General features: G+C 43.2%; 13 protein-coding genes and 1 pseudogene. 9 read left to right on the plus strand and 5 right to left on the minus strand.

From position 1 onward, the window contains the following. Nucleotides 1–8 precede the first annotated feature (8 nt). The 7 genes from ACTTJ8_RS05080 to ACTTJ8_RS05110 all read left to right on the plus strand — a co-directional run bounded on the left by ACTTJ8_RS05080 (nucleotide 9) and on the right by ACTTJ8_RS05110 (nucleotide 6,499). The gene (locus tag ACTTJ8_RS05080; RefSeq protein ID WP_442720509.1) at nucleotides 9–335 is read left to right on the plus strand and encodes an STAS domain-containing protein; all 327 of its coding nucleotides are present in this window, start codon (nucleotides 9–11) and stop codon (nucleotides 333–335) included. A 15-nt stretch (nucleotides 336–350) separates the two neighbouring features. Next, nucleotides 351–740: a hypothetical protein gene (locus ACTTJ8_RS05085; protein WP_442719008.1), complete on the plus strand. Its 390-nt coding sequence runs from the start codon at nucleotides 351–353 to the stop codon at nucleotides 738–740. Between the two features lie 12 nt (nucleotides 741–752). After that, entirely contained in the window at nucleotides 753–1,532 is a 780-nt protein-coding gene (locus ACTTJ8_RS05090; RefSeq protein ID WP_442719009.1) for a M15 family metallopeptidase, read from the plus strand. Between the two features lie 155 nt (nucleotides 1,533–1,687). Further along, nucleotides 1,688–2,446, plus strand: coding sequence for a tetratricopeptide repeat protein (locus ACTTJ8_RS05095; RefSeq protein ID WP_442720510.1), 759 nt, complete (start codon nucleotides 1,688–1,690; stop codon nucleotides 2,444–2,446). Between the two features lie 23 nt (nucleotides 2,447–2,469). Beyond that, a complete protein-coding gene (gene dprA, locus ACTTJ8_RS05100; protein ID WP_442720511.1) occupies nucleotides 2,470–3,423 on the plus strand; it encodes a DNA-processing protein DprA in 954 nt (317 codons plus the stop codon). Between the two features lies 1 nt (nucleotide 3,424). Then, the gene (gene topA / locus ACTTJ8_RS05105; protein WP_442720512.1) at nucleotides 3,425–5,563 is read left to right on the plus strand and encodes a type I DNA topoisomerase; all 2,139 of its coding nucleotides are present in this window, start codon (nucleotides 3,425–3,427) and stop codon (nucleotides 5,561–5,563) included. 3 nt (nucleotides 5,564–5,566) lie between these two features. Beyond that, nucleotides 5,567–6,499: a tyrosine-type recombinase/integrase gene (locus ACTTJ8_RS05110; RefSeq protein ID WP_442720513.1), complete on the plus strand. Its 933-nt coding sequence runs from the start codon at nucleotides 5,567–5,569 to the stop codon at nucleotides 6,497–6,499. Between the two features lie 65 nt (nucleotides 6,500–6,564). Here ACTTJ8_RS05110 and ACTTJ8_RS05115 read toward each other — a convergent pair whose 3' ends face one another. Together ACTTJ8_RS05115 and ACTTJ8_RS05120 are read right to left on the minus strand one after the other, a co-directional pair. Continuing rightward, complete coding sequence (locus ACTTJ8_RS05115) at nucleotides 6,565–8,133, minus strand: ABC transporter transmembrane domain-containing protein (protein WP_442720514.1); 1,569 nt, start codon at nucleotides 8,131–8,133, stop codon at nucleotides 6,565–6,567. Between the two features lie 99 nt (nucleotides 8,134–8,232). After that, on the minus strand, nucleotides 8,233–9,210 hold the full coding sequence (locus ACTTJ8_RS05120) for an Rpn family recombination-promoting nuclease/putative transposase (protein ID WP_442720515.1): 978 nt from the start codon (nucleotides 9,208–9,210) through the stop codon (nucleotides 8,233–8,235). 269 nt (nucleotides 9,211–9,479) lie between these two features. On the opposite strand from ACTTJ8_RS05120, the gene ACTTJ8_RS05125 reads away from it, so the two are divergent. Both ACTTJ8_RS05125 and ACTTJ8_RS05130 read left to right on the plus strand, forming a co-directional pair. Next, the gene (locus tag ACTTJ8_RS05125) at nucleotides 9,480–10,985 is read left to right on the plus strand and encodes a flotillin family protein (protein ID WP_442720516.1); all 1,506 of its coding nucleotides are present in this window, start codon (nucleotides 9,480–9,482) and stop codon (nucleotides 10,983–10,985) included. Nucleotides 10,986–11,149: 164 nt separating this feature from the next. Continuing rightward, complete coding sequence (locus ACTTJ8_RS05130; protein WP_442720517.1) at nucleotides 11,150–12,139, plus strand: helix-turn-helix domain-containing protein; 990 nt, start codon at nucleotides 11,150–11,152, stop codon at nucleotides 12,137–12,139. A gap of 7 nt (nucleotides 12,140–12,146) precedes the next feature. On the opposite strand, the gene ACTTJ8_RS05135 is transcribed toward ACTTJ8_RS05130, so the two are convergent. From ACTTJ8_RS05135 to ACTTJ8_RS05145, 3 genes and pseudogenes are all read right to left on the minus strand, one after another. Next, nucleotides 12,147–12,422: a BrnA antitoxin family protein gene (locus ACTTJ8_RS05135; protein ID WP_442720518.1), complete on the minus strand. Its 276-nt coding sequence runs from the start codon at nucleotides 12,420–12,422 to the stop codon at nucleotides 12,147–12,149. Further along, a complete protein-coding gene (locus tag ACTTJ8_RS05140) occupies nucleotides 12,388–12,681 on the minus strand; it encodes a BrnT family toxin (protein WP_016522726.1) in 294 nt (97 codons plus the stop codon). The genes ACTTJ8_RS05135 and ACTTJ8_RS05140 overlap by 35 nt, the downstream gene beginning before the upstream one ends. Before the next feature lie 146 nt (nucleotides 12,682–12,827). Beyond that, nucleotides 12,828–13,111 (minus strand): annotated as a pseudogene (locus tag ACTTJ8_RS05145) (hypothetical protein); the annotation flags it as partial.

Genomic DNA, 13,111 nt, shown 5'->3' on the forward strand with positions numbered 1-13,111 from the left:
GACTTGCTATGGATAATTTAGTAATAACTGAAAAGTTAAATGACACATTTGTGCTGTTGACCGTATCCGGTTCAATAAACTCGTATACCTACCATGAGTTTGAAAAAAAAGTATATGGGCATATTAAAGAGCATTCAGTTGTACTTGATGTCTCCCGTGTTACTAACCTTTCTTCATCCGGTCTGGGCATACTGATGGCTGCATCAGAAGATGGAGATGAGCTAAACAATAAAATTTATATTCTTAACCCTTCGGAAGTAGTCAAACTGGCAATTGCTTCCACCGGTTTTTCGGAAGTATTTCCTGTTATTCATTCTCTTGATGAAGTAAAGTAATGATAAGGTAAGAGCGTGAAGCAGCTACTGGTAGAAGCAAACTTGAAAAATATAAATCTCGTAGAAGAATTTATCGCTACCGCTACAGATATTCCGCAAGATAAACGCTCTACGGCGCTTATCATTGCGACAGAAGTTTTTGACAATATTGCCGAACACGCTATCCTTGTCGAAAATACCGGTATCAGCCTCGCTGCATCAAAGCTTTTTTTTCCACGGTTGTGTTTTTCATATACAAGTAGTAATTTTGATAATTTATTACGGGCACTTAAAAAAACACAACCGCATTTTGATTCTCAGGCGCAGCGGTATCGCGGCTTCGGCTTATTAATGACACGAAATCTTGCCCGTAAGGTGCGCTACTGCCACAGCCCCGCCCGTTCCAATATTATTGTGTACCTCTAAGAGAGCATATCCATGTATACAAAAGCATTCAAGACACTTGTAGTTGCATTATTCTGTGTATTTCCGCTTTGTTCCATTTCTGCAGCGGATTCGGAGATAACAAAGCAATATGATAATTTTATCTATCCTGCAGCTCTTCCTGCCTCAATCCGAAAACATATCGAAACCGAGCGTACCGTATTTTTAGCGGAATTGCAGCGCGTACTCGCAGCGGAAAAGGAAAATCTCCTCGTTTTAGTTGATAAAAAACATTTTTTACCGGAAGGCTATATTCCGCCGCAGCTCATTAAGCTTACGGGAGACAGGGCATACCGTATTAACCGGAAGGATTTATCCCTGACAAAAACAGCTGAAAACGCCTTGCAGCAGATGGCGCTTGCCGCAAAACAAGACGGCGTAACCCTATTGGTCAGCTCTTCTTACCGTCCATACACTTATCAAAAAACGCTCTTTGAGCGGTATGTGAGGGAATCCGGAGAAAAAGAGGCAGAGCGGTTTTCTGCACGGCCGGGGACAAGCCAGCATCAACTGGGAACGGTCATTGATTTTGGATCGATAACCGATGAGTTTGCACAAACCCGTGCCGGTAAATGGATGGTGCAGAATGCATCAAAATACGGCTGGTCACTTTCTTTTCCCAAGGGTTACGAAAGCGTAACCGGCTATGTATGGGAGTCTTGGCACTACCGCTACATCGGCACAGAGGCTTGTGCCTTTCAGCAGCGCTGGTTCAATGATATTCAGCAGTATATGCTTGAGTTTATCGACGCATGGAAAAAACAGAACCGGTAAGAAATTGAAAGCCTTATCTTGTAAATAAGAAGCCTCTAAAAACTGCAATCCGCGCGGCTTATTCTGTAAGGAAATGCATTCAGTTGTCCGCTTTGCTGACTGCAAAGCGATTTTGAGTTTTTTACGATGTACTTGGGATGTTTAAAATTGAGAAGATGTCTAAAAGAACATATAAGGATTACAGCATTATGAACACTAAAAAGATAATAATCGGACTGCTGGTACTGACTTGTGCCGTATTGTTTTTTCCAGCTTGTAGAAATCGGGCATTTTTACGTCAGCTGCAAGATATGGAACTCGGTGTGAAAAACCCGTCTTCTATAGAAGATCTGCAATCAGCCATCAGTAAGTATCAAGGAAAAATTGATGATATTATTACGATGGAGCATCGTACCGGTATTTGGTATAAAATACTGGGACGGCGATATATGGATAAAAAGATGTACAAGAAAGCGATTGAATCCTTTCAACATGCCCTTGAGTATTTCCCGGAAAATCAGCACGTCTTCTATCAAATTGGTGTGTGCGCTGCCATTTTGGCAAAAAGTACGCTTGACTATCCCAATATGAGTTCTGGAGAACGGCAGGCATATTTTGATCTTTCTGTTTCAGCTTATAAGCGGGCTGTTGAACTTGATCCTAACTATACCCGAGCAGTATATGCACTTTCAGTCCTCTATGTATTTGAACTGAATAGACCGGCAGATGCCATAGCTATTATGGAACCGCTCGCCGCAAAAGAAAAAAAACCACTGGATTCTTTGTTCATTTTAGGGCGTGCTTATTATATGACCGGTCAATACGAAAAAGCCATTGCAGCGTATGACAGAATTATTAAAACAAGCGGAAGCGCCGAACAGCGTGCCGATGCAGAACGCAATAAGGCATTTGTACAAAATGCACGAGGCTCATAACCCTTCCAGCAGGAAAAACGATCATGGATGGAGTCTTGCATAGCAGCCGGGAAAAACTGTATATTGCTCTTTCGTATTGTTCCTTTTTGAAAGGGCATGAGCGGCTATTACTTGCCCGTACCCTCGGCGATATACAAACGCTTACCGGCAGTTCATTAGATGATTTAAGCAGGCTGATACAACGGAAATTGACTACACGTGTCTACAATCCCCAAAAACTGCCTGAACTTGTTGAAAAAGCGCTCAAATTAATGCAGTTGTGCCGGATCAATATGGTCTTCTATGATGATCCCGATTTTCCGCCGCTGCTGAAAGAAATCCCGGACATTCCCTTTTTGCTGTACTATCGGGGGGTATTGCCGAATGCCGATAAAGCAGCGGTTGCCATAGTCGGTACCCGCCGCCCAAGCGGAAATGGGATAAAAACCGCTTTGCAGCTAGGCACCGAATGCGGACATGTCGGTATTCCGGTTATTTCGGGATTAGCGAGAGGGATCGATGCCTTTGCACACCGAGGCGCTGTGGAAGGCGGCGGATTTACTGCGGCAGTACTTGCCTGCGGACTGGATCAGCTCTATCCCAAAAGCAATGCCCGGCTTGCAGGATACATACTGGAAAGAGGCGGGTGCATCCTCAGTGAATATGCACCGGGAGAGCCGCCGCTTGCCTACCGTTTTCCGCAGCGAAACAGGCTCATTTCCGGGCTTTCGCGGGCAACCATCGTTGTTGAAGCCCCGGCAAAATCAGGGGCGCTTATTACCGCAGACTTTGCCCTGGAACAAGGCAGAGATGTATGTGTGTGTACCGCTTTGCTGGATTCCATACAGAATAGCGGCGGAAAAAAATTAGCGGAAGACGGAGCAATTCCGGTTCAATGTGCCGGAGACCTGTTACGTGAATGGACACATCCTGTTTTACAGTATTCACAGCGGGAACAAAAAAGACAACTACCTTTGTTTGAAGAAGGAGCACCATAATATGGCGAAGAAAGCAGCTGAAACAAAAGCAAAACCGAGAAAAAAGAACCTGATTATTGTAGAGTCTCCGGCAAAAGCAAAAACAATCGAAAAATATTTAGGCAGCGGCTATATGGTCAAAGCCTCGATGGGACACCTTATCGACCTTCCCAAGTCCCGTATTGCGATCGATATTGAACACGGCTTTCAGCCTGAATATATCACCGTGCGGGGCAGAGCAAAGCTTTTAAAAGAGCTGCAGCAAGATGCAAAAAATGCGCGGCATGTCTTTCTCGCAAGTGATAATGACCGTGAGGGAGAAGCCATAGCCTATCACTTGTGTCATGCAATCAAAGAAAAATGTGCAGACGTACCGATCAACCGCATTGTTTTTAACGAAATTACCCCACAGGCAATTAAAAACGCGGTGCAAAATCCCATGGATATAGATGAATCGAAGGTCAATGCCCAAAAAGCCCGCCGCGTACTCGACCGGCTGGTAGGCTATAACCTTTCCCCTCTTCTATGGCAAAAGGTAAAGAACGGGCTTTCCGCCGGACGTGTACAGTCTGTTGCGCTCCGGCTTATCTGCGAACGGGAAGCAGAAGTTGAAAACTTTATCCCTGAAGAGTTTTGGACACTCGAAGGCACCTTCAAAAAAGGAAAAACAGCCTTTAATGCCCAGCTGTCCCTTTACAAGGGAGATAAACCGGTACTAAAAAACGAACGGGATGTACAGACAATTATTGATTTGCTGCAAGGACAGAGCGCAATCATCAGCGACATTAAAAGTACGGAGAAAAGTATTCATCCCAAACCTCCATTTACTACGTCCACCATGCAGCAGGCAGCAGCAAATAGGCTGGGTTTTACCTCCCGTAAGACAATGCAAGTTGCCCAGCAGCTCTACGAAGGTATTGCCGTCGGTTCCAGCCGGGTCGGTCTTATCACCTATATGCGTACGGATTCAGTGAGAATCTCTGATGTCGCCCTTGAAGATGTACGGAAATGGATTGGCGAACAGCACCCCGGCTTTCTACCGGCACAGCCGAACATTTATACCGTGGGAGCTAAAGCGCAGGATGCACACGAAGGCATCCGCCCAACCTACTGTACCTATACGCCTGAATACCTCAAAGATTATCTGAACCGGGATCAGCTGCGCTTGTACACTTTAATTTGGGAACGCTTTACCGCCAGCCAGATGACGAGTGCAAAAACGGAAACAATCAGCTTTGAAATTACGGTTGGCGATGCAGTCTTTAAAACTGCCACAACAAAGGTAACGGAAAAAGGCTTTTATGCGGTGCTGAATCTCCTTCTTTCAAAAGAAGAAAAGGGGAAAGTGCTGCCTGCACTAAAAACCGGCGATGAGCTCACCGTCGGCGGCTTAGCCCCTGAACAGCATTTTACCCAAGGGCCTGCCCGCTATACAGATGCAAGCATTGTAAAAATGCTGGAGCAGAAAGGAATTGGCCGCCCGTCCACGTATGCGCCGATTATTTCCGTACTGCTTGACCGCTACTATGTAAACCGTTCAAATAAACAGCTTGTTCCAACACAGCTTGGAAGAATTATCAATGACATCTTAGTTGAAAACTTTAATGATATTATCGATGTGAATTTTACTGCCGGTATGGAACAAAAACTGGATGAAATTGAAGAGCACAATGCTGATTGGTCACAGATCATCAGGGCTTTTTATAGCCCCTTTATCACACAAGTTGATTCCGTTATGACTCATTTAGGCAGCTTCAAAGGGCGTTTGGATGAACCAACGGACTTTACCTGCGAAAAATGCGGAAAAAAAATGATGAAAAAGCTCGGGCGCTTCGGATTTTTCTTAGCCTGCGAAGGATTTCCTGAATGCCGAAATACAAAATCCATTCCATTAGCCAAGTGCCCTCGTCCCGGATGCAACGGGCAGATTGTTTCCCGCAGAGCAAAAGGACGAGGAAAAGAATTTTTCGGCTGTACCAATTTTCCGCAATGCGATTTTCTCACTCACTTTAAGCCGATCAATGCAACATGTCCCCAATGCGGTTGGTTTTTAGTAGAACGATACGACAAAAAAAATGGGAGCTATAAGGCATGTATCAATCCCGACTGTGATTGTCTGCACAGTACGGTGGAAGTACCCGACGATCCGATACGAGAATAAGCAATGGATTCCCTCTTTGAGGACTATCTTGCATATAGCGCCGGTGTCCGTCATTTTTCTCCCTATACGATAGAATCCTACCGTAACGATCTCAAGCTGTTTGAATCATGGCTTAAAGAAAATGAGCTCACTTGTACGGTCATAACAAAGATGCAGCTGCGAATTTTTATTGCGGATATGGGAAACCGGCATTTTGCTCCGGCAAGTATCAACCGTACTCTTTCTTGTGTGCGGGGCTTTTATCGCTATCTTCTCCGGAAAGGGCTTGTTTCCGAAAATCCGGCAGCTGCAATCCGCAATCTCAAACAGCCCGAAAAACTACCGCGCTTTCTCTTTCCTGATGAAGCAAACCAGTTTTGCGAATTTCCCAAGGAAGCTGGAATACTGTGGTATGCCCGCGATGCAGCCCTTTTTTCATCACTGTATTCTACCGGCTGCCGTGTCTCTGAATTACAAGCGCTTACTGTGCAGGACTTAAAAGAGCGGTGCAGCTGGGCTATTGTCAAGGGGAAGGGAAGCAAAGAACGCAAGGTGTTTTTTGCAGATTTTGCACAGGAAGCGCTGGAACGCTATCTTGGTGAGCGGCAGGAGCTGCTTGACTCTCTGCAGGATGAAGGTATCCCTCCTCAGCACAGTCCCCCTCCCCTGCACATTAACCAAACAGCGCTCTTTTTAAATTGCAGAGGAGGCGCATTAACCACACAGGGAATACGGTACATCATCGACCGCTACACTGCCCTCCTCCCGAATTATAAAAAACTCACCCCCCATGCCTTCCGCCACAGCTTTGCCTCCATGTTTATTACACGCGGCGCTGACATACGGATTGTGCAGGAGCTATTGGGACACAGCAATATCGCAACCACACAGCGGTATACCCACATTACAGCAGCACAATTACAGGAACTCTACCATAAAGCCCATCCGCATGGCTAAGGATTGAACGGACTTACTCCTCTTAATACCTGTGCGGTCTTACCGGCTTTGCAAAACAGTGTTACTTACAGTCTTATCATAAAATCACAAAAATCGAACGAACTTGACCGGTGCGTAACAAACAGGATTTTTGATTGATCAAAATGCTTCTTGATCTCCTGTAGGATAGCGCTTTCCCGTTTTTCATCTGTGCCCGATAAGGATTCGTCTAAAATCAGCACGTCCGGTTTTTTTACCAGCGAGAATAACCGCAGCATAATAATCCGCTGCTTTTGTCCCAGTGAAATATTTTTTCCTTCGGATTCCAAGAGCGTCTCCGCCGTAATATGTTCATCGGCATCAAATAAAAATGAAAGCGCTGCATCATTAAATGCTAATTTAGGCGACAACTCGATATTTTCTTTTACACTGCCTTCAAAAATAAAGGATTTATCGGACACATAACAAACTGCATCATTTATGTCATCGGTATTTAATGTGCGTATATCCTTACCGGATAAAAATACGGAAGAATCAGGCGATGCCAAAAATCCCGATATAATTTTTAAGATTGTGGTTTTGCCTGCTCCCGAAACGGCGGATATTCCATACAAACCGTTTTTCGCTATGTTGAGTTTTTGATCGGAGGTAATGACTGTTTTACCGTAGTTGTGGTTGATGTGTTCGACGACAACCGTTTCCGCATGTGCGAGCGGTTCGGATCCGGATAGCTGCGTAAGAAAATCCTGTTCCAATTCCGCAATCAGTTCATTCTTCTTACGTGCACTGAGCATATTCGAACGCAAATTAGTCAAGGTATTAATCGGTTCGATAAAGTAGGGAACATACATATAAAAAGACACAACCGAACCGAGCGTTGATTGATGGATAGTAGAAAGCCAAAAGCCGATAATCATACAGAGCAGCGGCAGAACAGAAAAGATAATATCAGCAATATCATGATAGAGCCGGTCGGCAAATACAACTTTCTTTTGCGCATTTAAAAAGTCAAGATTTGTTTTATGCAGTGTATTAAGGATATTCCGTTCAGCCTTAAAAAGTTTTATATCGCAAAAGCCCCGTACCAGTTCGGTAATACGGTGCAGCAGTTTTTCATGCGCTAATGTTTCCGCTTCGGAAGCAGCGATAATCCGCTTTTTTAAGATATTTCCGCACACATACACCAGCGGAATAATCAAACAGGAAACAATCAGCAGACGGATATTGATCAGTGCAAGTACGATAAAAGACACGATCAGCATGAGGATATTTAATATCAGCATTGCAGGAGCTTCGCCGTATATAATGCCCAATGCCGTTATTTCTTTCAGCATACGGTTAGTGATCTTTTCTTCGGAATACCGGCCGTACAAATTCGATTTTGAAAAGAGGAATTTTTCCGCAAACTTTTCCCGTTCATTTGCAGTAACAGTTCGTGCAAGCATATTAAAATGATAGTTACTGAAAAGATCGGTAAGTTTATTCAGCAGCAGCAAGCCGAGAAATGCCGCAAGATACGGCGCTAAGCCTTCTGTCTTTCCGTTTATGATGGAATCGACAATATACGAAACCAAAAAAGGAATACCCGTACCGAGCACGATTGCCGGTATGGATAATAAAATCACCTTGACATACAATTTCCGGTATTCTTTCATTACCAAGCCTCCATGCAGATACTATCATTTCAAAAGAGTTCATGTAAAGAGTGCACAACGGTTAATAATATACATCAGGGCTTCAGCATTATCGCATCATTACTTGAGCATTTCTACTTCTTGCACAGTCAAGCCGGTTACCTGCACGATTTTCTGAACAGAATCACCAAATTGTTTTAACATTCGCGCTGTTTCGAAGGCTTTTTGTCGTGAGCCTTCAGCAAGACCGAGCGATTTACCTTCAACAAGACCGAGCGACTTACCTCTTGCTTCGCCTTCAGCGAGTCCGAGCAATTTGCCTTCAGCAAGACCGAGCGATTTACCTTCAGCAAGACCTCGCTCAACCCCCGCACTGAATTGCGTCTCTGAGATGGTCGTTATATCGCTTTTCAGCTTCATTCTTGACTCATACAGTTTCCGTTCTGTCGGCGATAAAGTTAATACGTCTATTTTTTCATTCAGCATTTGTAATACCGGTGACTTCGTTGCTATCATTGCTCTCTCCTCTTTGTTAGTTGCTCCTATAAATCGCAGCCAGTTAATAAGCTGACCTTGTTTACCAGCCGTTTTCCCTTCTTCTTTCGCCCTTTTTGCTGCCGGTAAGTCTAAAAAATGTATTTCAAGCACATCCGTCAGTATGGTATGCGCTGCCTTTTCTTGTAGCAGGTACTCTGAGTGAATAGCGTCATTGAGCCTGAAACCATCTGCAATAATATTGATTGCGATACATCTATGCAGTTTATCATACGATTCTCCGGCTTTAAAATCAGCCGTGTACATCTTTGCCCAATAAAATAGCGTTCGTTTTACAAACGATGCGTTCCACGACGCTTGTATCTCTATATCTATCATTGTACCGTCGGTTAGCTTGAGTTTTACGTCCAGAATACCTGTTTTATCGCTGAACTCCTCTTTCGTCAACTCTTTATCCATGAATTCAAGATCAAGAACCTGTTGCGGTGTAAGATCAAGAATGCATTCCAGAAAGTCCTGCAAGAGCGGCTTATTTTCTTCCGAGCCTAACAAGCGTTTGAACGCGTAATCGTTTGTAAGGGTTATCTGTAATTCGTCTTCCATACTTGTAGAAAGTATAGAATATCAGGATATAAAATGCAATGTGTGGCATGCAGGATAAAAACACAAGACTGAGGGCAGAGTATAGTTATGAAGAGGATAGTATCGCGTACAATATTTTTAAGTAGTCATAATGCGGAATCCCTGTAATATACATAACCTATCGTTTCAGGTTATAATACGGCATAGCCATTACGATATGGGGCTTCTAGAAAACAACCTGAATAAACATTTTAGAGATGCCCAAAAGATTTCGTTTAAGGAGGTGCATTATGCACATATTTTTGTATGCGCTAATCGGATGTGCAATCATATTAGCTGTTATTATCATTCTTGTCGGATATGTAAAAGCTGCGCCGGATGAAGCGATTATCATTTCAGGCTTAAAAAAACGAAAACGTTTTTTAATCGGTCAAGCGGGAATCAGAATACCTTTTTTTGAACGGAAAGATCATCTTGCATTAGGGCTTATCCCTATTGATGTCAAAACATCTTCCTCGGTTCCGACAGCCGACTATATCAATATTATGGTAGATGCCATTGTCAATATAAAAATTTCCATTGAGCCGGAGAAATTGGAACATGCGACAAAAAACTTTTTGAATTTAAAGAGCGACAGTATTGGACGTATTGCACGAGAAGTGTTGGAAGGTAATATGCGTGAAATTGTCGGAAAAATGACCTTGCAGGAGATGGTCAACGACCGGCAAAAATTCGCGGAACTGGTTAAAAATAATACAGAACCAGACCTTGCGGCAATGGGACTGGATATTATTTCATTCAATGTACAGAATTTTACAGACAATGAATCGGTTATCACCAATCTCGGTATTGATAATATTGAACAAATCAGAAAATCCGCTCAAATTGCACGAGCCGAAGCGGAACGGGATATAGCGATGGCTCAGGCGGCGGCAAATAGCCGTGCAAATGAAGCAAAAGTGAAAGCAGCGCAAGAAATAGCTGAGCGTGAAAACGAATTAGTTATTAAGCAGTCCGAGCTGAAAAAACTGAGCGATATAAAAAGAGCAGAAGCGGATGCCGCTGGCGAAATTCAGAAACAGGAACAGCGGAAAACGATCGAAGAAAATACCGTAAAAGCGGAAATTGCAAAACAGCAGCAAATTATCATCCTAAAAGAAAAAGAAGCGGAAGCTGCTGAACAAGCGCTCAATGCTCAGGTGAAAAAAAAGGCTGAGGCTGAGAAATTTGAGGCGCAGCAACGGGCAGATGCTCATCTGTATACACGGCAAAAGGAAGCTGAGGCAGCGGTTTATGAAGAGAAAAAACGGGCGGAAGCCTTAAAGGCACAGGCGGAGGCAGCCCGTTATTCGGTTGAGCAGGAAGCAGCCGGTATTAAAGCGAAAGGAGAAGCAGAGGCAGAGGCGATAAAACTGAAAGCACTCGCTGAAGCTGAAGGTATTAAAGCAAAGGTACTGAGCGAGGCTGAGGGTATCGACAAAAAAGCGGAAGCCATGAAAAAAATGGGTGAAGCAGCAATTATGGAAATGTATTTCAATTCATTACCGGAGGTTGCAAAACATATTGCCGAACCGCTCTCTAAAGTAGAAAAGATCGTGATGTACGGAGACGGTAATAATACGAAAATGATGAAAGATATCATCGGAACAGCCAACCAGATTTTTGACGGTGCAGCAGAATCGACGGGGCTTGACGTAAAGTCTATCATCGCTGGTTTTTTAGGAGGAAAGTTGTCGGTTGGCAATAATAAAAAACAGATGGATGAGAATGCTGCTTCCGATAAAACAGAGGAATAGACCTGGGGCTGTCTTAGGGACTCTCTAAACACTTGAGTTTTTAGAGATAGCCCACTGTAGAAAAACTTTATTGAAAACTCCTCGGGGATGACGAAAAAGCAACCACCTTTCGGGACATCCCCAACGGTTTTATCAGTAAAGATGAATTGGAAGAGATAATAAAAATGTTGAATGAAGTTTTCAAACATGCGCACGCAACCGAATGGCACGGAACACGCGCCGCTATTGTATCTAATACCAATTTGATAACGGAATATGCTATCAACTGCGATACACCGAACGGGCGTATGAAAACCTTTCATTTATTCTCAGGAGTTGATTATGCACTTACAACTTTTGAAGCGGTCTCATGTGATTACCGAAAAGAGCCGGTATCGAATATTCTGGAAATAGCCTATTGCAAGTCTGGCCGATTTGAATGCGAATATAAAAGCGGTTACTTTACCTACCTTGGAGACGATGATTGCGCGATCGGCATTCTGGAAGCTCAAACCGAAAAGCCTTTTTTCCCGTTAGGATATTACACCGGCTGTACAATCATTATCGATGTCAAAAAGACAGGTATGGTTTTTCAGAATACTATCGAAGGCATATCCATTGACCTAGCGGCACTACTGCAAAACTATTGTCCCGACAATAAATGCGCAGTTATTAAAACACCGCCAATGCTGCTCCGTATATTCAATGAATTATATGAAGCATCCCAAGATTGCCGCTTTCCCTCTGATACAACAAACGGCTACCTGCGGCTGAAAGTTTTAGAGCTGTTGTTTTTATTACAGCACTATAAACCGCAAAAGCAGTCTGCGGCACATACCTGTTTTTCAGGAGTATATATAAAAAAGATAAAAGCGATTAAAGCTGATATTACGGAACACTGGAGTGAAAATCCGCGGTTAAAAGATTTGTCGCAAAAATACGGCATCGGTTTAACGGTAATGAAAGACTGTTTTAAAGCAGTGTACGGAAAACCGATTTATGCTTTTCAAAAAGAATACAAAATGCAAAAAGCGGCGCAGCTATTACACACTACAGAAAAATCGATTACGGAAATTGCCTCCCTAATTGGATATGAAAACCCGAATAAGTTTTCTTCCGCTTTTAAGAATACATTCGGATGTTCTCCGCGGGAATACCGGCAGGATAATTTATAATTTATAATTAAAAATAATGAGAACTGACGCCGTTTCTAATCCAGTCGTTTAATCTCGTTTGCCATCCTTTACCGCTTGCTTTGAGTGACTCCAGTAGATCCGCATCAATTCTAATGCTTAACACTTTTTTTTGGGGTTTCCATATATTTTTATTGACAAGATGGCTGGGTTTCATGTGTGCTATTTGTTCATCGGTTAGTTCCGGAATATCGGAAAAATCGATTTCGTTGTCAGGAACCGCGTGAGCTTCACAAGTTGCTATAAATTGTTCTAAGTCTGTCATAATAAACACCTCGCTCTTTATTATTCGCTTTTCGCGCAGAAATCAATCGTATTGTTCCATTTCTGTCCGTATACACAACCGCTAAGACAAGATACTTTGAAGTAACGCCATAACATATATATCTTGCTTCTTCTGTAGTCGAATGAGCGTGGTCAAAAAACTCAATGAGATTCGGATCATTGAAAATCTCTGAAGCTTCAGCAAACGATATGCCGTGCTTACGGATATTCAGTTCGTTTTTTGTTTCGTCCCATTCCATAAAGTAATACTAAATTGTATTACTTTATGTGTCAAGACCAAGACACATACCAATTCGATACAAGACTTCTGCATTATAAAAAGCTAGAAACTTTTTATAATCAACATACCACGGCGCAGCATGTGAGGATTAACCCTTCGCACGAATCATGAATTAAGTGTTTCTACTTCCTCTACGGTTAAGCCGGTTGCTTTTGCGATATTTTGAATAGATAAACCTATCACAAGTAAGTTACGCGCTGTTTCAAGAGCTTTTTGCCGTGAGCCTTCAGCAAGTCCGAGCGATTTACCTCTTGCTTCGCCTTCGGCAAGACCAAGGGATTTACCTTCAGCAAGACCGAGCGATTTACCCCGTTCGACCCCCGCACTGAATTGCGTCTCTGAGATCGTCGTTATATCGCTTTTCAGCTTCATTCTTGACTCATACAGTT

Origin of the sequence: Treponema sp. (assembly GCF_052169735.1) — a bacterium.
Classification (GTDB): Bacteria; Spirochaetota; Spirochaetia; order Treponematales; family Treponemataceae; genus Treponema.